General features: G+C 51.3%; 22 protein-coding genes. 13 read left to right on the top strand and 9 right to left on the bottom strand.

Translation table 11 applies throughout. The features are described 5' to 3' along the window. Nucleotides 1-441: 441 nt before the first annotated feature. Both Poly59_RS18390 and Poly59_RS18385 read left to right on the top strand, forming a co-directional pair. Entirely contained in the window at nt 442-753 is a 312-nt protein-coding gene (locus Poly59_RS18390; RefSeq protein ID WP_146535584.1) for a hypothetical protein, read from the top strand. A 98-nt stretch (nt 754-851) separates the two neighbouring features. Next, complete coding sequence (locus tag Poly59_RS18385; protein ID WP_146535583.1) at nt 852-3,308, top strand: phage/plasmid primase, P4 family; 2,457 nt, start codon at nt 852-854, stop codon at nt 3,306-3,308. 486 nt (nt 3,309-3,794) lie between these two features. On the opposite strand, the gene Poly59_RS18380 is transcribed toward Poly59_RS18385, so the two are convergent. Both Poly59_RS18380 and Poly59_RS18375 read right to left on the bottom strand, forming a co-directional pair. Then, nucleotides 3,795-4,685 carry a TolB family protein gene (locus Poly59_RS18380; protein WP_186776368.1) on the bottom strand — a complete coding sequence of 297 codons (891 nt, stop codon included), beginning with the start codon at nt 4,683-4,685 and terminating at the stop codon, nt 3,795-3,797. 36 nt (nt 4,686-4,721) lie between these two features. After that, a complete protein-coding gene (locus tag Poly59_RS18375) occupies nt 4,722-5,408 on the bottom strand; it encodes a DUF1963 domain-containing protein (protein ID WP_146535581.1) in 687 nt (228 codons plus the stop codon). 325 nt (nt 5,409-5,733) lie between these two features. Here Poly59_RS18375 and Poly59_RS18370 point away from each other — a divergent pair, with 325 nt between their 5' ends. The 10 genes from Poly59_RS18370 (at nt 5,734) to Poly59_RS18325 (ending at nt 12,315) form a co-directional block, all read left to right on the top strand. Then, a complete protein-coding gene (locus tag Poly59_RS18370; protein WP_146535580.1) occupies nt 5,734-6,627 on the top strand; it encodes an ArdC family protein in 894 nt (297 codons plus the stop codon). A gap of 268 nt (nt 6,628-6,895) precedes the next feature. After that, nucleotides 6,896-7,240 carry a hypothetical protein gene (locus Poly59_RS18365; protein WP_146535579.1) on the top strand — a complete coding sequence of 115 codons (345 nt, stop codon included), beginning with the start codon at nt 6,896-6,898 and terminating at the stop codon, nt 7,238-7,240. Between the two features lie 50 nt (nt 7,241-7,290). Further along, nucleotides 7,291-7,707 (top strand): hypothetical protein, encoded by a 417-nt coding sequence (locus Poly59_RS18360; protein ID WP_146535578.1) that lies wholly within the window; start codon nt 7,291-7,293, stop codon nt 7,705-7,707. Between the two features lie 59 nt (nt 7,708-7,766). After that, nucleotides 7,767-8,072: a hypothetical protein gene (locus Poly59_RS18355; RefSeq protein WP_146535577.1), complete on the top strand. Its 306-nt coding sequence runs from the start codon at nt 7,767-7,769 to the stop codon at nt 8,070-8,072. Nucleotides 8,073-8,158: 86 nt separating this feature from the next. Next, a complete protein-coding gene (locus tag Poly59_RS18350) occupies nt 8,159-9,049 on the top strand; it encodes a replication factor C small subunit (protein WP_146535576.1) in 891 nt (296 codons plus the stop codon). Between the two features lie 65 nt (nt 9,050-9,114). Continuing rightward, a complete protein-coding gene (locus Poly59_RS18345; protein WP_146535575.1) occupies nt 9,115-9,423 on the top strand; it encodes a hypothetical protein in 309 nt (102 codons plus the stop codon). A 65-nt stretch (nt 9,424-9,488) separates the two neighbouring features. Further along, nucleotides 9,489-10,142 carry a metallophosphoesterase family protein gene (locus tag Poly59_RS18340; protein ID WP_146535574.1) on the top strand — a complete coding sequence of 218 codons (654 nt, stop codon included), beginning with the start codon at nt 9,489-9,491 and terminating at the stop codon, nt 10,140-10,142. 1,056 nt (nt 10,143-11,198) lie between these two features. Continuing rightward, entirely contained in the window at nt 11,199-11,600 is a 402-nt protein-coding gene (locus Poly59_RS18335) for a hypothetical protein (protein WP_146535573.1), read from the top strand. 50 nt (nt 11,601-11,650) lie between these two features. After that, complete coding sequence (locus Poly59_RS18330) at nt 11,651-11,839, top strand: hypothetical protein (RefSeq protein ID WP_146535572.1); 189 nt, start codon at nt 11,651-11,653, stop codon at nt 11,837-11,839. A gap of 191 nt (nt 11,840-12,030) precedes the next feature. Further along, nucleotides 12,031-12,315: a hypothetical protein gene (locus Poly59_RS18325; protein WP_146535571.1), complete on the top strand. Its 285-nt coding sequence runs from the start codon at nt 12,031-12,033 to the stop codon at nt 12,313-12,315. A 152-nt stretch (nt 12,316-12,467) separates the two neighbouring features. Here the strand turns inward: Poly59_RS18325 and Poly59_RS18320 are convergent, their stop codons facing one another. Beyond that, complete coding sequence (locus Poly59_RS18320; RefSeq protein ID WP_146535570.1) at nt 12,468-13,028, bottom strand: hypothetical protein; 561 nt, start codon at nt 13,026-13,028, stop codon at nt 12,468-12,470. A gap of 211 nt (nt 13,029-13,239) precedes the next feature. Between Poly59_RS18320 and Poly59_RS18315 the strand changes: the two genes are divergently transcribed. Continuing rightward, nucleotides 13,240-13,845 (top strand): recombinase family protein, encoded by a 606-nt coding sequence (locus tag Poly59_RS18315; RefSeq protein ID WP_146535569.1) that lies wholly within the window; start codon nt 13,240-13,242, stop codon nt 13,843-13,845. A gap of 352 nt (nt 13,846-14,197) precedes the next feature. Here Poly59_RS18315 and Poly59_RS18310 read toward each other — a convergent pair whose 3' ends face one another. From Poly59_RS18310 to Poly59_RS18285, 6 genes are read right to left on the bottom strand one after another with little or no spacing between them, the layout of a single operon-like run. Continuing rightward, entirely contained in the window at nt 14,198-15,892 is a 1,695-nt protein-coding gene (locus Poly59_RS18310; protein ID WP_146535568.1) for an ankyrin repeat domain-containing protein, read from the bottom strand. 29 nt (nt 15,893-15,921) lie between these two features. Next, complete coding sequence (gene pth2, locus Poly59_RS18305; protein WP_146535567.1) at nt 15,922-16,329, bottom strand: aminoacyl-tRNA hydrolase; 408 nt, start codon at nt 16,327-16,329, stop codon at nt 15,922-15,924. Then, nucleotides 16,326-17,447, bottom strand: coding sequence for an AAA family ATPase (locus tag Poly59_RS18300; protein WP_146535566.1), 1,122 nt, complete (start codon nt 17,445-17,447; stop codon nt 16,326-16,328). Before Poly59_RS18300 ends, pth2 begins: the two co-directional genes overlap by 4 nt. Continuing rightward, nucleotides 17,444-18,184, bottom strand: coding sequence for an RNA ligase family protein (locus Poly59_RS18295; RefSeq protein WP_146536083.1), 741 nt, complete (start codon nt 18,182-18,184; stop codon nt 17,444-17,446). Before Poly59_RS18295 ends, Poly59_RS18300 begins: the two co-directional genes overlap by 4 nt. Next, entirely contained in the window at nt 18,184-18,963 is a 780-nt protein-coding gene (locus Poly59_RS18290) for a tRNA(His) guanylyltransferase Thg1 family protein (protein WP_146535565.1), read from the bottom strand. Before Poly59_RS18290 ends, Poly59_RS18295 begins: the two co-directional genes overlap by 1 nt. After that, nucleotides 18,953-19,393, bottom strand: coding sequence for a bifunctional polynucleotide phosphatase/kinase family protein (locus Poly59_RS18285; protein WP_146535564.1), 441 nt, complete (start codon nt 19,391-19,393; stop codon nt 18,953-18,955). Before Poly59_RS18285 ends, Poly59_RS18290 begins: the two co-directional genes overlap by 11 nt. Nucleotides 19,394-19,915: the final 522 nt, after the last annotated feature.

Below are 19,915 nucleotides of genomic sequence, written 5' to 3'. Positions count from 1 at the left end.
CCCCGCACAGTTACAGTAATATACAGCGACGTACCAACACATCTACTGACGCCCTGCGTCCAATCGTTTTGGACCTCTTCGGCGTCCCGCTGACTTCCGGCAACGGCTCAACATTCCCGAACACGTTTTACGGCAGCGTTATGCGCTGTCGTGTTCGGAATTTAGAAAAACGCTGCCGAGTTTTTTCACAACGTTACTACATAAAAGTAACAAACAGCGTGGAGGGTACGTGAGAGCAACACCAGCAGAAAGAAGAAATGTCCTTGGACTATTCAACGTGTCTGAAGCAGCACGTCAACTCGGAGTTGGCATTCAGCGGCTTCACAGGGACATAAGGGCTGGTCGTGTGCCATCGCCACAAACGTGCGTTGGCAGACGATTCTACTTCACTGCGGACGCTCTGACGAACCTCGCCACGCATTACCAAGAAAGGAATTAGCGATGAAAAATAAAACAAGGAGAGTGACTGTGGATATTCAGGGCCAAGAAGAGATTCGCCATATCCGCAGTGTGATTATGGAAGTCCCAGAGGACATGCTCGACGAGGAGGTTGAATGCGTCAACGCTGATCACTTCAACCAAGTTGAAGAACGATCCGAGTGGGAAGTCGATGACTCCAGCGGAATCTATGCTGAAGGATTTCCAACGCTCATCGGACCCGCTGCTCAAGACGCAGAGCCCGACCTGATTGTCGTCAGGGACGACAACGGTGAGTTCCGTGTATGTGGCAACGAAAAATTCTTGTTGTCCTAAAACAACAAACCGCCAGCGATGAGTCGTCGCTGGCGGTCTTTGATCTTTTTAACTTTTGAAATGTTCCGACTGGTGGTCAGTCGGAGAAGGACATCCTTATGTATCTAAGTAACACCGAGCAAATTCTCGTTGACGAAAGCACGAGAAATCACAGAACAGAGATCGTCTCTCGGCTGTACGAAATGAATTTCAATCTGATCCCGATGAACGGTAAGAATCCGTGCGTCCAATGGAAAGAATTTCAGACTCGACGAGTATCGGCGGGCGAACTTAAAGAATGGTTACCGGGCAAGTTTCCGACCAAGGACGGCAGGCGAATTTGGAAAGCAAGAAACCACAATTTCGCTTTGCTTACCGGTGCCATCCCATGGTCAGACGACAATCCCGGCATCATCGTCGTGGACAGCGATGACGAAGAAGCTGAAGAGCTTGTTCGGAATCACTGTCCACCAACGCCAATGATGCAGGTCACAGGCAGTGGTAACAAGCAATTTGTCTATCGACGACCGTCAATCGAGGCCCATCCATTCATCGGTAGTCCGACAAAGCTGCGACTGGATGGCAAACAGTACAACCTCGACATTCGGGGCGATGGCGGGCTCATCATGATCCCCGGATCGATCCACCCGAAAACAGGGAGCATGTACGAAGAGGTAACACCGTGGACGATGGAGCTTCTAATGGAGTGTCCTGTTTATGATCCAGCATGGTTGCCAGATGAAACGGCGAAGACCAAGAAGGCAGCGGCCTCCGTAACGACGGATATCATTTCCAATGAACATGAAGGACTCATTGCTCAGGTTCAGACGGAAGTCGAAGAGCGTGAGTCGCAGGCTCGGCAGTATCTGAAATCTGTTCCCGGAACACAGCAAGGCACTGGGGCTGATAATAAGTGTTCAGCATTGACCATGAAGTTACTCTACGGCTTCGCTTTGCCAGTAAACGTCGTTCAGGAAATGCTGAGCGAATGGGCACGCAAACCGGACCAGTTTGACGCTTCCTGTGGTTGGTATCCGTGGACCGACGACGAAATCGCCAGAAAGATCGATTGGTGTCTCGGACAGACATACGAAGGCAAAATTGCAGATCGGCTGTCACCGTTTCGTGATGTTGGTCCCATGGAAGCCAAGGTTGACGATGTTGTTAAACCAGTTGATGACAACCACACCATTGATCCCAATAACCATCTCGAAACTGCCGAACTGTTTCGGCGGGAATGCTTTGCTCACAATCACAAGCCAACACTGATTCATCATCAGGCCACATGGCATGGCTGGACAGGAAGGCTGTATGAGGTCATCACTGACGACGACATCAAAGCTCGTCTGTGGAAGTGGATGGCGACTTGCAAAACGTGGAGCAAGGATAAACGGACGACATTCAAGCCGACAAGAAACGTTGTCGGTGGTGTCATGGATGCTCTGAAGGCGGTGACCAATCAGTCTTCGCAGCTTGAGGCACCCTGCTGGCTTTCCAGTGGACCAGAAGAAATCATCGCCTTTGATAACGGCTTGCTGAATGTCCGGGAGTTTCTGTCTGGGAAAGACAACCTCCTACAGCATACTCCGAACTGGTTTTCGCCGAATTGTCTGCCACATCGGTTTGACCGACATGCAGACTGTCCTACATGGATGGGTTTTCTGAACCAAGTGTTCGATGAAGATGAGGAACGGATCAGCACGCTGCGACAATGGTTTGGTTACAACCTCGCCAATGACAATCGTCAGCACAAAATCGCCATGCTGATCGGACCACCTCGAAGTGGCAAAGGCACCACGATGGCGATGATGTCAGCAATGCTCGGTCGTCATAACATCGCCAACACATCATTGGCTTCTCTGGGGGGCAGGTTCGGGCTGGAACCACTTGTCGGGAAGATGTCTGCTCTGATTGACGAAGGTCATCTTGGCAGATACAGCGACAACTCGCTTATTCTGGAACGACTGAAAGCCATCTCTGGCGGTTCTGAACAGACTGTTGACCGAAAAGGTGTGAAGGCAATATCCAGTGTTGCCATGAAAGTCAGGTTCACCATGGCGGTTAATGAACTGCCACGATTGTCGGATTCTTCAGCAGCATTGAGGTCTCGTCTGCTCATCATTCCCTACAACAACACCTACGAAGGTAAAGAGGATTTTGGGCTTGTTGACAGATTGTTGAAGGAAGTCTCGGGGATTACGAATTGGTCACTGGAAGGACTGAAACAGTTAAGAGCCAATGGGCGTTTCAAGAATCCAGTGGCAGGTGAAAAGATCATGCGTGACTTTGTTTATCTGTCGTCACCAGTTCAGTCGTTTTTGGACGAGTGCTGTCTTGTTGGACCAGACAAAAGTGTTCGCTTCGATGACATACAGGCAGTATGGAAGGTTTGGTGTGAGCAGAACGGGCATGTGTCTGGAAGTAATAACGACTTTGGCCGAAAGCTACGTGCTGCCATCCCACGTATCGATGATGAACGACGCCGAAATGGAGCTAGTCGAGACCGCTGGTACAAAGGTTTGGGGCTGAATCCTGAAACGATTAGTCAACAGAATTGTCGTTCGATGATTTCGTAGTGGGCCAGACAAACTGCCGTTCATGTGGGTCGGGACGAACAACGTTCCGGCCCATTTGCGTTTTGTGACCTGTTTTTCTTCCATCGTCACCCCCCTCAACAGCGGCGGCGGCAAGGTGGTCCAGACATGGGCCGAACAAAGGTCCGCACATGGGCCAGACAAAAGTGGCAATAAACACTGTAAAAACAGGGGTGGTCCACATGGTCCTAACAACATTCACTTCCATTGAGATATTTTGAATTGGAAGGATGTAAACAAAACAAGAAGGAGAACTGCGAATTCGTCTGGACCATGTGGACCATCCGGCCCAGCGCCACTTTTCTCTCTTCCTAAAACGCCGCAGGTGCCGTGGAAGACAGTGGCAGAAGAAAGGTGACACGTTGACTGAGGAACAGGAATGTAGATCCACTTCGATTCGACACCAAGGTGGTGTGGCTTGCCTCCATTGCCTCGTTCTGAAGCATCAATGTGTCTCCAACTGCTTTTCTACTTCCAGTCGCACAAGAAACAGTCTTCGCCATAGCTTTGGAAAACTGCTGGATTCGATCCATCTGCGTTCATCAAGTGGATGTCGGACTTGCCTCCAGAGTTGTTCACATAGGCGATCTGAGAACCGTCCGGTGAGAAAACTGGTGACTGCGAAGAAACGGTGCTTGAACTATCCATCGTAAGCCGGGTTCGATTGTCCCCTTCACCATCTCCATTGGAATCAGCAGCATCCATCACGTAGATATCAAGTTGATTTGTGATTGGGTTGTGGTGATCGCTTGCGTAGGAAATTCTCAGGCCGTCTGGTGACCAGCGAGGAGAGGTGCAAAGACTCGGGATTGTGGTCAAGTTTTGTTCGTTGCTTCCGTCTGCGTCGGCAACGAATACTGATCGAATTCCACCTCCAAAATCTCTAATGAACGCTATGCGTGAACCATCTGGAGAATAACTGGCGGACCTGTCACCGTTGCCGCCGCTTGCGATTGGCAACGCCGTTATTGATGAACCGTCAACCGCAGACATGGTAAACAGTCTTTCATCAGGTCGCTCGCCGGTAAACAAAATAGATTGTCCGTCATTTGACCAGCTTGGTGACGAGTCATAGAAACCGTCGCTCGTCAATCGAGTTAAGACTCCCCAGTCTTTTTTAATTCGATAGATCTCTGAAGTGTTTTCATTGCCTGCATCTTCACGATGTCTCATTGTTGCGAAGACAATACTTTCTCCAGTCGGAGAGAATGCAGCATCGAAGCTGTCAAACTCTTTGCCAGCCAAAGAAGTTGTCAGACGCAGTAAGTTTGATCCGTCATCATCAATTAGGAACAAATCAAAAACGTCATTGCTCCCAACGACGGACGCTGCTCGTTGAAATAGGATTTTGCTCGACATTGTTTTCTCCGTTTTGCCTGACTGCTTCATAACAACCTACCCACACTGCCAAAGGAACTTCGCTTCCATACCGTCCTCGCTTAAGAAAGCATAGCCGACACCGGCATCGCCAAAGTTGATCGAAAACGGGACGCTGCATGAGTCAAGTTGAACAAGCAGTTGGCATTGACCTTCAAACGGAAATTCGTCGCCTTGCATGAAGACAGGTGATCCACCGATTTTGTTTTCGTCGAGTTTCCCGGTAACCGCTGCCGCATCTTTTTCGGACATCTTGAATCGGTCATCTTCAGAGACAAACTTGATGTCGTCAGTCTCGATCAGTTTGACAGCGAATTCGCAGGTTTGCTTCTGAAGTCGATCTTTCCTTTCCACTTGGACCATCTTGAAAAGCGTTGGGCCGTCCGCCTTGTTCGTAGTTGGTGTCCGTGAAGTTCCCGGCTGGAGAATAACAGCATTCTCGCCGCCATCAGGCTCATACGTGCCATCCACAAAGCTGTCGTCTTCCTCTTCCGTCATGAACAGGTACGCCATCTTTGCGGGCGTGGTGAACCCGTACTCTTCCCGCAATTCCACTTGCCCAATGAATCGCATTTGGTTGCCGGATTCTCGACTCAGCGGCCAAGCAGGCTCGTCGATCCAAACAGGTTGTCCACCAAACTTCGTCACCGGCTCGGTGATCGGCGAGTCAGTTTCGGTGAATTCGATTACTTGCTTCTTTGTCATGGCCCTCTCCTTGACTTGTGTTGTCGCACCATTTTAGCCGGTGTCCATTGTGTTGATGAGACCGGGAACGATCCATCGACCAACAGACTCCGAGACGAATGAAAATTGAGACTTGAAAACCAACAAAGTCAAACGGCACGGCAAATCACTCAGTCATCACCAATTGGTGACCGCTTTTTCTGTCTCGCCAATTTGAGAACGAACAATGCGACAAGCCAATTTGAAACTCGTGTCTCAGTTCCCATGAGAAAGCCAGACAAGCCCCCTTTGAAATAACGGACACCAACTACATCGGCATCACCAACCCACTCACTTGGAGCCGCCGATGTCCACTTCACTTCACACCGAAATCACTGCCACCATCATCGAAGCCCTGACCGCTGGCGGTTTGCCACCTTGGCGAAAAAGTTGGTCCTGCGATCCAAACAGTCCCGGTCTTCACACCAGCTTGTCGTCGGGCGGTAGGCCATATCGAGGAATAAACCAGTTGATCTTGATGTGCTCAGCAATGAAGAACAACTTTCACTCAAGATGGTGGGCCACGTTCAATCAAATTAAGCAACAGGGCGGCAGCGTCTTGAGGGGTTCCAAGTCCACGACGGTTGTTCTGTATCGACCTGTTGAACGAACCAAGGTCAACGATGCTGGCAAGGAAGTTGACGATTCATTTTTCGTCATGCGAAGCTTCCGAGTTTTCAACGCCGACCAGACAACGCTTGAGCAATTTCAAGTCAGTGAAGAAGTTGAAGCCCAAGTGCCTTTTGAGAGCTACGAACACGCCGATCAACTGATCGACGACATCGGTGCTGACATTCGCTACGGCGGCAATCAAGCGTTCTACACTCCGCAGGGCGACTACATTCAATTGCCTCACCGCACTCGTTTCAGTTCACCCGAGGCATTTTACGAGACCTGCTTTCATGAGCACATCCACTACACCGAGCACGAAAGTCGTCTGAACTGGGATCGCAAGAACGAAGGCTATGCGATGGGTGAACTGATTGCCGAGATGGGGGCATGTTTCATGATGGCCGAGCTTGGCTTGCCTGTCACGAGCAGCCTCGACAATCACGCCGCTTACCTGAAGCACTGGCTCAAGGGCATGGAAGATGAAAAGTTCATCTTCAAAGCATCTTCTCAGGCCAGCAAAGCAGTCGCCTTCTTAATGGATTGCAGCACGAAGCGAGTCGAGGAACGAGAACCAGCCATCATCGTTTGATGGTTGTGTCGGGAAGGCAGCGAATGGAGTCGCTGCTTTACCTAGCGGACACCAGCTAAAGGGGCGTTCCGGTCGGGACACACCGAGAAGGACGCCTTCACTGATCGAATCGCCGCTTGGCTTTGACGCCAATCATGCAGCACGAACCTGATGGATTGGACTGCGCAGCAACCATCAGGAATCACTGCCAATGCGAAGCCTCAAGCCGCCGAACGATCAGTGATGCGTCCCAATCGGCTTTTTAACTCGCCTTTCGGAGAACAAGCAGATGGCACGTGACCAGCAAACTCAAGAACAACTCGACAACTATCGTCAAGCAATCGCTGACGTTGCCGAGAACATCATCGCCGAGCTTGAAGCCGACGACACCAATCGAGATGAAAGCTTGCAGCAGTTGGTCAATGAGCAGATTGAGTTGCATGACTATGTGATCAACAGCGAACTCCAGATTCACACGTTGCTGTACTCCGCACATCCATGTGCAGCCTTCTTCAACGGGACGCACAAAGACAACTACGCCAGCACGGACGACTTCCCGTTCGCCGTGTTTGCGTCAGATGCTTTTGAGCAGGACGTGATCGGAAAGGTCAAAGATCTTCTGGGCGATGAATAACGGACACCAACTACTTCGTCAGACACAACCAAAACCTGACGGAGAAAACCATGTCCGAAGTCGAAATTGAAAACACGATCACCAACTGCCAGCTTGTAGGCGTTCCGTACTCAACTGTCCTGAAGGCCATCGAAGCCACTGACAGCGATCCATTCACCATGACAATTCGCTGTAAGGCTGAATGGGCGGCGATTGCTCAATGTGTGAACCAAGGCATTGACGCATACCTTGAAGCCTGCTTCATCAAGGGAACGGACATCTTCGACAACGGCTACTGCGAAGTATCGCCGCAATCGCTCTGCGTGCTGCTGCGACGGCTTGGCGACACTGAATTCAAAGCGACCGACGATCACTCGGCTGATGAACTCTGGGACGCCGCCACGTCACTGCAAAGCTCCATCCTTATGGTTCTGGGCATCGACGACTGTGGGACTTATGTCGGACGTGAGGCCATGGGATTGGAGTAGCGGACACCAACTACGCCATCAGAAGCAAACAACTCCAACTTTTGGAACGGGAGCCGACGATGGCGTGGGAAGTTTCAATCACAGCAGAAGGCTGGTCAGAGATTCGTGAGAAGCTCGACGACTGGAATCGTGAAAACCTTATCGCAGCGATCACTGACGACAAGTTCGAGGCGGTTTACGAGAAGGGTGAAATTGAGCACGCCAAGCGTGCAGCCGATGCTGAGCGAAGCCGAATCGAAGAACTGCCCAATGATGTGCTGGCGGATAGAGCCTTTGAACTGATCGAGCAGAACAACACGTGCGACAACGGCGGTTTCGGTTATTGGATCGACCGTGAAGGTTTCCACAAGGTGTGGCTCGAATAACGGACACCAACTACATCACTGTCAGTGAATTCCAACTCCAACTTTTGGAGTTGGCTCCAAATCAACGTCTCCAGAGAGAGCTTGAAATGCAAGTCGAACGCCCCCAAACACGAGTCGAAGAGAAGCAAGGCCATCTGGCGAACATGGTTCGGATGATCGCCCAGAGCCAGTACCACGCTCTGTTCGTGATTTCGCAGGGCGGCACGGGCAAATCACGAACGATCACCAACGTTCTCCGTGACGAGGGACAGGATGTAGAAACCTACAATAGCCACTGCACTCCGCTTCAGCTTTACCGAGTCCTGTACCAGAACTCGCAAAACGACAAAGTGATTTACATCGACGATTGCGATGAACTGTACAAATCCGGTCCAGCCTTGGGCATTCTCCGCAGTGCGTTGTTTGGACAACCGAATCGGTTGGTGACCTACAACAGCAGCACCTTGCCCTCGGACCTTCCGGGACGTTTCGAGACAACTTCTCGGTTCATCTTTTGTGCAAACAAAGTGCCCAAGAAGTGCCCGATTTTCGATGCCGTAGTTTCACGGTGTTTGGTCTACCGAATGGATTTGAGCAATGCCGAAATCATCGAACAATTCCGAGCGATGACAGAGAACGGCTATCCCGGTTGCCCATCAGAAGCCGCCGAAGAGATCGTAGATTTCATCGAGGAACACGGCGATGAAAAACAGCTTTCAATGCGTCTTCTGACACCAGCAATTCGCATTTACAAATTTTGCAGCGAGAACGGCACTGACTGGCGTCCTGTTGTGCTTGCTCAAATGCAAAACCTCGGGCGACCAGTCTCGGCAACGAAACGCTTGAGCAACCACGAGCAGCAAGAGCGACTGCTTTTGGAAGCTCAAGATAAGTTTCCTGATTCGGTGAGTGATCAACAACGATACTTCTGCGACAAAACGAAGAAGTCGAGGGCAACGTTCTACCGGGCACTAAACCGGAATAGGAGCGGAAGCTAACGGACACCGGTTACAGACTCACTGAGACAACGGGGTCTCAGCGATACCTCAAGCTGGAGAACAAGATGCAGGCAACCAAAGCAATCGCAGATGGAAGTAACGCCGTTCAGCAACGTGCGGCCAGTGACGCCAACGCTGTTCAGTCCGCAGTGAATCTGACCGCTGTGGTTGGGGCATGGCATCGCCACTTGCTGGCGATGAGCAAGGAAGGCGTTCGTGGTGATGTCCTAAACAACCACCCAGTGAACCTTGCGTTTGTCAGCAAGCTTAACAGCCTGTGCCGTATCACCACCGAACGTGAGATGGCGGCATTTGGGGCCGTCGATCAAATTCAACGTGGCGACTCTGCCGAATACGAGGTGATTCCGATCTGACGGACACCGGCTAAACTGATGTGACAACGTTCAGGCCAACATTTGAAAAGTGGGAAGCAAACCGAATGATCAGAACCATCGCAATCGGCGACATTCATGGGTGTTCAATCGCTCTTGAATCATTGATCAACGTCATTGATCCGCAACCCGAAGATACGATCATTCCGCTGGGCGATTATGTTGACCGAGGAATCGATTCAAAGGGAGTCCTCGATCAGTTGATGAAACTAGGCGACCGCTGCCGCTTGGTCCCAATTCTGGGCAATCACGACCAAATGATGCTCCACGCAAAAGATGGGCGCTCAGACTTTCAGTTCTGGCTGAATTGCGGCGGCGATGCTGCGCTAGATTCCTATGGATCGACCAGTCAGCTTGATCTGATTCCGTCTGCTCATTTTCGGTTTCTCAGAGAGTGCCATTCGTATTTTGAAAACGACACGCACATTTTCCTCCATGCCAACTACAAACCCGATGTGCCCCTTGAAAAGCTGGACGACAAGACAATTCGCTGGCTTTCGATCCGAGACTACGTGCCACCAACACGGCATTGCTCAGGCAAAACAGTCGTGGTTGGACATACACCACAGTCAGAGATCCTCGACTTGGAATTCCTGATCTGCCTCGATACGGGAGTCTGTGACGGTGGCTGGCTAACAGCACTCGATGTCGAATCAGGTGAAGTCTGGCAGGTCAACGAGTCAGGCGAATTCAGGAAGTAGTCTAAAGAGCAAATGTTATCTTTCGTCGGTTCTTTAATTCTGGCGGACACCAGCTAAAACAATGTTCCAACTTTCGAGCCAAAAATTGAAAGCTGACACTATGATAAAATGTTTGCCGGATAACGCAGTTTCCGGTAAGCTCCCGACACAGTTACAGCAAATTTACTTTGGCGTTGTCCCGACGTAGCAAAAAACATGGGAAAGCCGTGCCGAGTCTTTTCGGCGATCAGCCCTGCGGCATAATATCAGGGGATACGAGAAGTGAGCGGGTCCGGTGACGACGTACTGCCTGCTAACGTGATCTATGATCGCCTTTCTCCGGTGTGATGGGTGAAAGCCAGCAAAACACCGTCATCAAAATCATTGCTGGACGCCGCCGAATTTTTTTCCCACGTTCCGGCGTGGGGTCGCTGCGCCGCCAAAGCGACACTCAGAAAAAGTCCTAGAAATTAAAGTAAATTGGACGGCGAAGCCGTCCATTTGTCAAAGGCAAGTGAGCGTAGCGAACGCTGACTTTGACTTAACCTTCATAGGACTAAGTATTACTAAACTAAACTTTTAGTTAGGCGTTTTTGTTTTTCGGGCGAGATCTGCGCAAATTTTCGCTCTCGCTCTGAAGCAGTCAGACCTCTATCTGCCCTCTCGTCAGCATCCATTCTGGCCGATCAGTTTCAGTCGCTTCAGTTACCAAGCATTTCTGCACGTCGGGTACTGTTGGCCTTTGTTCACTCGCTGACGCTCGCTCACTGGCAGGCCAACAATTCGCCCCCTTCGGGGGACGAATTTACCAAGATCCTTCGGTTCTTTGGTTCAGTCAGCCTGCCATTGTCTGAGCGATGTTTGGCACCATTCCAAAAGTTGTAGTGCGGTTTCTATCTGCAAGGCTCCAGCCTGTCGCCGCCAAAATGTATCGACGATCTGGAGCCAATGAGCGTTCATTGCTCTTGGGATATCGTTCATGAATTAGCCACGACGGCTTCGCATTCCGCCCGTTCACTAAGCGTGACGGACACCGGCTAGGAAAGTGTAAACAACACCCTCTAGCTGGAATCAAGAATGTGCCAAGTCAAAGCCAGTGCCAATTTCCACGGCCAAGAACTCTCCGACATTTCGGTTATCAATCCCGGTGGCTGGTTCGGCAAGACGTGGCTGATCGAAATAGGCGGATCGTACTCGTCGCTCTACCTCGTTGTCGAAGCCGACAGCATGTCAGATGCCATCGACGAACTGGCCGACGACGAGAAACACGGGCACCACATCGTTGTCGAAGACGAGTACCTGAGTGACTACGACCCTGAATCGTGTCACTACGGCCCATCTGGGCAAGTGCTGGATCTTGACCACATCATGATTTATGGACAGGAAGTTTCAGCCACACCATTCCCTTGCCGCTACTCAGGCGGTTGCATCACTGATGAAAACGTGGCACCGACTGAATTCGAGTGCGAATGTGATTGAGGGACACCAACTACATCGGTGTAAACAATACTTTCACACTGGAGAAAACGATGGACGACTTGCTGGACCAATTCATGGAAGACCACATCAACGGCGGCTATGGGGAAATTCTCGATGAACAAGCCGTCGAAGAATATCCCGCCGACGAACCGTGGGATGAGACGCTGGCTCAGCAGGAACTGGAAGATTTCGAGCAAGCTGACGAGCACTTCGGCTACTACGGCGGCGAAGACTGGTAGCGGACACCAGCTACATCAACACGAGGAGGCCAGATGAAACTGAAGCGAGGCATGGGCGGCTCCCGAAATGGTCGGGGCCGCTCAGAGAGAACCGAAACCTACAAACGTGTCAGCAAAAAACGACGGCGGCGTGAAGCTCGCCGTGAATGCAATCAGCGAAACAGTAAAGGAACTCAGGATTGATCGCACCAATGAAACCAAATGAGCCAAAGTTTGATCTTGGCCGAGTTGTCGCCACACCGGGAGCACTGGAGAAGTTGGCCGAGTCGTCGGAGACCGCCGCTAAGTTTCTTCGCAATCATCAGCAGGGATCTTGGGGAGACGTTTGCGAAGATGACGCAGCAGCCAATGAACAGGCATTAGAAGACGGCGAGAGAATCCTGAGCGTCTATCACACCGCCAAGGGTGAGAAGCTCTACGTCATCACCGAGGCCGACCGATCCTCGACTTGCATATTACTACCAGAGGAATACTGACGGACACCGCCTACTCCCGTGTTCCAACATCAGCCACGCCTGTATTTCTCGTGGTCTCCAGAGTGAGCAGTGTTGTTGGCTCGGGCGTCACGGATGACGCCCATTTCTTTCCCACGGACACCGGCTAATCCAACGACCCGTCGAAGCTGAATCTATGGACTGTCCGCATGCGCAATTTTGGCCGAATGCTCAAACTGTTCCCGGACTCCTCGCATGGCGATGCAGTCCCAGAGCGTCAAGTGATTCTTCTTATGGCTGCGACTTGATGGGATGTATTCGATCCGCTTGTATTCCGCCAGCCACGCTATCGCATCTGGATGAACGACCGAACTGTCGATTCCGGCTGGGTGCAACGCACCGGCAAGTTCACCGAGATTCACTCGCATCGTCCGCCACACAACGGGATCATTACCACAATTTCGATCCAACCAAATCAGTCCGATGGCTGAGCCGTCTTCTTGGATCTCGATGCCATCGGCAAGCGCTGCCTGAAACAATGGGTTGTCATTGGGCAACTCAACAATCAATGGCAACGTAATCTCACGACCATTTTGCAGAATCAAATGCGTCGGCGTTGCAGACCTGACGGCGATTGGCCTTTCGAGCTTTTCGAAATGCCACATCGGAATCGGCGAGCCAGTCAGCAGCGTGAGACCACCGAGTATCAGGACGATACTAATCGGTAACCACAGCAGTTTTTTCGGTCGGGTCATTGGACGGCTCCCAGAGACAGACCGCATTGTATCAACGGAAGCTGACGATCGATTCTGTAAAGTGTCAGTAGTGTTCTGAAATCGGCTCGAATTCGATCCAATCGCCGGTGAATCGTGAGAACGGAACTGTAACGGGTCGAATAAAAATGACAGTTTACAGTAACGGACACCAACTACATCGCTGAGTTCATCAGTCAGTGGAGTTGAAAACATGACCAAGAAGACAGCGATCTACGTTCGGGTAAGTAGCAAGCAGCAGGATCACCGTAGCCAGATGCCTGATCTTGAACGATGGGCCGCAGCCCACGGCGAGCCAGTGATCTACTTCAAGGACTCTTTCACGGGACGAACGATGAGTCGGCCCGGCATGGACAAGATGATGGAAGCCTTGCGTGCAGGCAAGCTCGATCGCATCGTTGTCTGGAGACTCGATCGTCTTGGCCGAACAACGAAGGGACTTTGCCAACTGTTCGATGAACTTCACGAACGTGGTGTCGATCTGGTCAGCATGAAGGATGGGTTTAGCTTGGCATCACCAGCCGGTCGCTTGCACGCACGCATTCTGGCGAGCGTTGCTGAATACGAGACGGAGATCAGAGCCGAGCGAGTTGCAGCCGGTCAATCAGCCGCACGTAAACGAGGAAAGACGTGGGGCGGCAGCGATAAGGGCTGGCGCTGGAAAGTGACGGACGATCAAGTGAATGCGATCCACGAGATGAAAGCAGCGGGCCGAAAGATCACACAGATTGCACGTGTGACAGGGCTGTCACGACCGACGATTTATCGTGTGCTTCGAGAAGTCGAACCGATTGCTTGATTGGCTTGGTCTTTTCGAGTTCCAGTTGCAAAACGAACAACTCAACAACTTTTATCGAAAAGTTGGTGGAGAAAGTCCCCGCCGTACCCTCGGGAGACACTACGCCATGAGGCTCTTTGTTATCGAAGAACTTTCTTCGATCGCTGCCTGCGCTGATCGATCCAAACAAATCGACTTGCGAAAATCGCCGCCGCCAGAATTTCGGCAGATCGAAAGGGTCGTTGCAAAAGTTGTTGTCTGGACGGCAGTGTTTAGTGGGAGAAGAGTCAAATTCGTCAACCAATTCGCCGATCGAAAAATCGCCACCGCCAAATTTTGACGGCAGTGTATTGGATCAAGTGCATAGGCAGGATCAAGCACGAGTCCAGACCCTGCTCGACAGATCCAGAGTGAACACGTTTTCATTATCCACGTGCTCCTCTTCACCTTTCACTTCAAGACAGATTTTTCCACCAGAAATCACGAGCAAGCCCGAATCCTCGAAGCGAGCTTTGTGTCCGTAGATCCAGCCGGGCTTGTCTCCAGTTGATGCGACTGACTCAATCTTCCACGTTCCGCAGTTCAATCGGTAGATCGGCGTTGTTCCGAATTGCCGTGAACCGCTGTAGCCCAATCCGCCAACGACATAGATGAACCCGTTCAGATACGTCGCTGAGTGAAAGTCGGTCGGAGAAAACACTTTCTCGGGATAGCCCATGATCTGAAACTGTCCATCTTGCTCATGAATGAGCACGTCGTTGTAGATGCAAAAATCGGGATCGTAAAAGTCTTCATGTTCACCACCGATCTGGACGAACCGTCCGTCAGGAAGCTCGGTGAACGAGACGCCGAACCGACTGAAGCACCATGTTGCCTGCGACATATTCTTAACGTCGTTGAATTGGTCTTTCGCCTGATACGCAGAGATCCCTGCTCGCACCATGTCATCCCAAAACGGAATGTCCATCATTTCTGGGTTTGACTTGCCAAACCTTGGGCGACAACCTGACTTGTATTCCTTCTTCGTGACGTTCAGCGATTCGACGCTTTGCAATCCAAGCAGTGTTCGTTTTAGCTCGGTGCTGATTTCGGAGATGTCCGCCCCGGCTCCGACAAGCAGACGCATTACGCCTTCAGATGAAGCCAGTGATATCGTGCTTTCATCGTACTCGTTCTTACCGTTGGAGACGGCACCAGCTTCGAGTAGCAATCGAACGCTCTCCGTCTCACCTGCCTGTGCGGCGAGCATTAGGGCTGTATTGTCTGCGCCATCAACCGCTTCAACATCAGCCCCAACATCTAATAGCCACGAGAGCATTTCAACATTGCCTTTCCCGGCACTGACTGCCAGTGCAGCCGAACCCATGCGTTCTCGGTCCTTGAGATCGGCCCCAGCTTCAAGAATCAGTTTTGCCTTGGCAATGTCTCCGGTCACACAAGCCAGCAGCCACGGTGTTCGTTCCCAGCGATCACGCTCATCAAGCCGAATGTCCTTCTCCGAAAGCAGCGTCTGGACCTCATCGATGGTTCCGAGAGCAATCGCCTGCATTAGCTTCGTCCACTGGAGCGGTGACGGATCAGCCCCTGCGTCGAGCAACGCATTTACAGCGTCGAAACGACCGAAGCGTGAAGACACGATCAGTGGCGACTCACCATGTCTGGTTTCGCAATCAGTCTCGGCACCAAGTCTGACCAATAAGTTGATCATAGGAACCAATCGCTCGTCATCGAACAACTTGTACATGATGTTGATGAGAACCGTGTATCCGCTTTCTGTCACGAATTTGACGTTGGCCCCAGCATCTGCGAGCAACTGGACTTTCCTGATGCTTCCCGAGCAAGCTGCTATTCCGAGCGGAAACTCTTTCGATTCTCCAACGGCAGCGTTCACATCTGCTCCTGAATCGATAAGTAGCGTCATGATGGACTCATCATCATCTGAGCTACTGGCTGCATAGGCCAAGGGCGTGAAGTCACGCTCGTCTCTGGAATCAACAGGAGTGCCATTTGCCAGTTCCCTGCGAACCGCTTCGATGTCACCAAGTCTTGTGAAGTCGTGAATTTTCATTCGTGTATTTCTCTCATTCCCAAGCAAGATCAAAGCAGTTGAAGATGACCCGTGATTTTGTCAATCTTCTCTGTCTCATCAGGGCCAATTGCCAAGCAGGTATTGGTCGGCTGGCCGTGAAATTCTGTTTTTCCGCTGTCCGTGATTAGATGCACTTCGAGGCCAGCTTCTTGAGCTTTGTCATGAATCTCGAATAGTTCTTCCTCGCTGTTCACTCGACAACACACCTTTGCGAATGATCCTGTGAGCCATGTCCTCTGAATCTTCGAGAAGTCCTCGACTGAAATTGACTCATTTTCCTGCAACCGGCGACACAGAAAAGACATGGAAGCGTGAGCACCCTGTGCGATTTGCTTGCCACGACGCATCTTCAAATCGTGTCGCATGACAATCACTTGCTTGACTGCCACCTGTTTCAAACCGGTTTCTGGGTTCATTCCGATTCTCCTGTCGAGAAGATCACGGAGTGACCTTCAATCCATGTTGGCGGCTCGCACTTTGCAGCCAGCTTCTTGATGACTTGCTCGGGAACTGGGTTCTGACGGCTCTTGTTCTGCTTGAGCAAGTCTTTGAATAGCGGTTCCACGTAGACCAGTTCGATGCGAGCGTTGTAGTCGGCGCACAGGTCGATCCATCGCCCACGGGTCTGCTTCATCGTGTTTGTCGCATTGAACGCAAACGACGTTCCGGCTCGAAGGTGCTCACGGCATCGCTCACGAGCCAATTGCACAACTTGGCCTTGATTGTCGGTCGGATCGACATCAAGTTCGCCACGAATATCGTCCAAGGCAACGACAGGTAGGTCACTGCGGTTTCGAGATAACCACGTATCCTTGCCGCTTCCGGGTAGGCCGACCATCACTGTTACCTGACAAGAAAACTCTTCGTGTGGCACATAGTGCAAATTTGGCTCACGCTGACGGAAGAATAGAAATCGAGCATGGGCGTTGGCAAATGAATACTGCTTGTCGTAGCAGGCCGACTCTTCCGAGAGCAGCTTCCAATAATTCAGATTCTCTTCAGGGCGAGTCATCGATTCGGTGTTTCGCCCACGAGTGTCCGCCAGAGCAAACAAATAGAGCAATCGGTTCTCGACAAGCCACGAAAGCCGCACAACTTCATGAATCGGCTCGGTGCGTTCCAGCAAGAAGGCTGGCCGACCGTGGTATCGGACGAGTCGTGCAATCTGCTCACGAGTTTCCAGATCGCATCCCAGATCACGCAGGACTCCACGAACGAGATGCTCACCCTTCACGGCATGGTTTGGCGAAGTAATGCGTCCTGTATCGGGATCGACCCGAGAGGTCAGCGGTTTGGCAGCGTCATGGAACAGTGCTGTGAAGACCAGCGCCGTTTTGTCGTGAGCGGATAGTTCAGGCCATTCCTCTAACTGCGTAAGCTGTTCACAAACCATCTTTGTGTGTGTCCAGACATCTCCCTCCGAATGCCACTCGGTATCCTGTGCGCAATCCGTCATCGCTCGACACCACGGCTGGGTTTCAGCCCATGCCGTGATCTCGTCAAGCGATGCGATTTTGAGTTGCTTCCAATTCATGACCAAATATCCACATCATCAGCAAGCTCATTGGGCACCATCACCTGCTGCTGCCAGTGGGTGCTCTGCTTGATCTTCTCGACAAATTCTGGACGAACGAACTTAGCTCGCCCAGTCACCGATCCCTCCGCTTCCGTCCTGAAATAGAGACCTTCCATCAAGTTGTCCGTCCCATTGGTTTCGGGGTTTTCAAACTGACTGTCAAATTGCGACGGACCAATAAGCGTTTCCATCTCTTTTCGCTTCAGGACGCCCGTGTGCAGAACTGGAACGGTTTCAATCCCTGTGTCTTCAAGCAGACTCAATCGTTGCTGGAGATCGAGAAACGCTTCCGCCTCTTTGTCGTAGATGTCGAACTCGAAGAAGTAGTGTGATAGCTGACGATAGAAGATCGAATGACGGGCGTAGACCCATTCGCCAAACAGGATGTAACGTTGTTCGAGCCGCTCTTCCAAGACATTTCGTTTGACCACAGCCCATTGCTTGAACAAGTCGTACTGTGGATGCATTCCCTCAGTGATCAAGTGGCCTCGGCATTGCAGAACGATTTCACCGTCATCAGAGAAATGGATGCCGACGTTTGTTCCGTCGATCTTCTCTTCAACGATCAAGGATTCGTCAGCAATGAAATCGTTCGATTCCGCTTCGCCTAAATGTTTGTCGTCCGCTGTCCCCTTCGATCCGAACAGATGCGGAGTGCGAGGGTACTTAACAAAGTCGCCGTGTGAGGCACCCATCATGCCGCTCCTGCTGTTCGAGATTGTGAAACAATCGATTCGACGAAAACGCCGTAATCGCTCTTCATCGGAAGGTCATAGTTCGTCTGGATACGTTTTCTGCGAGCAACCGTCTCGGTATTTGTTATTGGGTTGATTGAAGCCTTGTCGTAGTTTTCCCAGTAAAGGCCGACACCACGCTTTTGCCAACGAGGGATTTCGTTGAAGTTGATCCCAAACTGAAAAAGCATTTCGTTCTTTTGGCTCACCGATTTCCCAAGAAGTCGCTTGGTTGCTTCTTGTTCTTTGAGCCCTTGCTTTCGTAGCGTCCAGTAGCACCATGAGTTCAAGGCGTTTCGGGCAGCGTCCTCATTGCGCCAGCGGAAGTAATCAACGACCAATTCAACGCTTGGCAGTTGCGAAATTCGACAGTCGAACGCCGCAGCTTTCCCCAGACGCACTGAGAACTGGGCACTCGCCTCACCGGCCAGCGTTGAATTGTACTTGCGGAGCTTACGGCCAAACACTCGCTCATCAGGTCCGAAGAGAAGTGAGATTTCATCACTCTCGGTGTAGGCGTAAAGCACTTTGAATCCACAGTTCATTAGCGACTCGGTTGTTGCCACCATCAGGTCACGGAATCGAACATCGAACGGGGCTTCAAACTGACAGACTTCCTTCGTCAATCGGGTGAAACTGCGACCGTCGATGCGAGCAACCATGAACATGCCCGGCAGCACGCACAGATCAGCGGCGGTTTCGTAGACCCGCATTTTCTTGTCGAGATCGTCAAACTTCATTTTTCCATTCCTCGACCACAAACCCGTTGTCTTCAATTCGCACGTACCACAATTCGTCGAAGCCCTCTTCCAACCTTGGAAGCTCTAGTTTCTTTGCCGTCGAGAGTATCGCTACCTCTGGCACTCGATCAGCCCGTCCCTCGTTCCTTCTCAAACAGTCGTCCACCTTTGAGCGAAAGTAGTAGCCAATTACTTGAAATCCTGAATCCCGTGACTTACCGATGTACTTGACCCTTTCGTCGCAAGTGGGATTCGTGTTGTCGATCACAAACTTCTGCTGCGTCTCTAAGCAAACCTCAAAGATGCGATTCTCTCGATTTCGAGTTCGCAAAAGGTCGAGGCTGATCCGCACGTGAGTCGCAAAGAACCGCTCCTTGAAGAACGAAGACTTTCCTGAACCTTGCAGACCAGCAAATACAACAGCTTCCATCACGCACACTTGATTTCTGAATCAACGAAAAAAGCCCACACGGTTGACCTGCACCGTGCGGGCTTGAGTTGAGTCTCAATAAGCTAGTGCCGGATTACGCCATCAAAAATGTCCGTTGTTCAGAATGTTGTTGATTCGTATGTGGCATAGCGAAGGTTCCGTCAGATTTCGAGTTTCTAAGATGACGCTTTGCTGGAAAGAAGGTTCACACACAGCGTCGGGAAAGTCACTCAAAATTCCACGAAGCAGGAAGGGCGGACTGACAGACTCCGCAGACGAACCACTGATCCTTGACGATGTTGATCTGCGAGCAGGTAGGGCAACGGCGGAAAACGGATTCCGGGTCGAAGCAGTCAGGATGCTCGACTGAAATTCGATCCAGCGAACTGGCAACCACTGCCCATGACTCCGGTTCTGGGCAGTATCCAGTTGATTGATTCGTCACACGTTCGACAATGATCTCGTCTCCAACGGTTCCGATTGACATTTCACCCGCACTAAGGACATCTTCGCCTCTCGCAC

It is taken from the genome of Rubripirellula reticaptiva (assembly GCF_007860175.1).
Taxonomy (GTDB): Bacteria; Planctomycetota; Planctomycetia; order Pirellulales; family Pirellulaceae; genus Rubripirellula; species Rubripirellula reticaptiva.
This window is presented reverse-complemented; position numbering and strand designations above follow the sequence as displayed.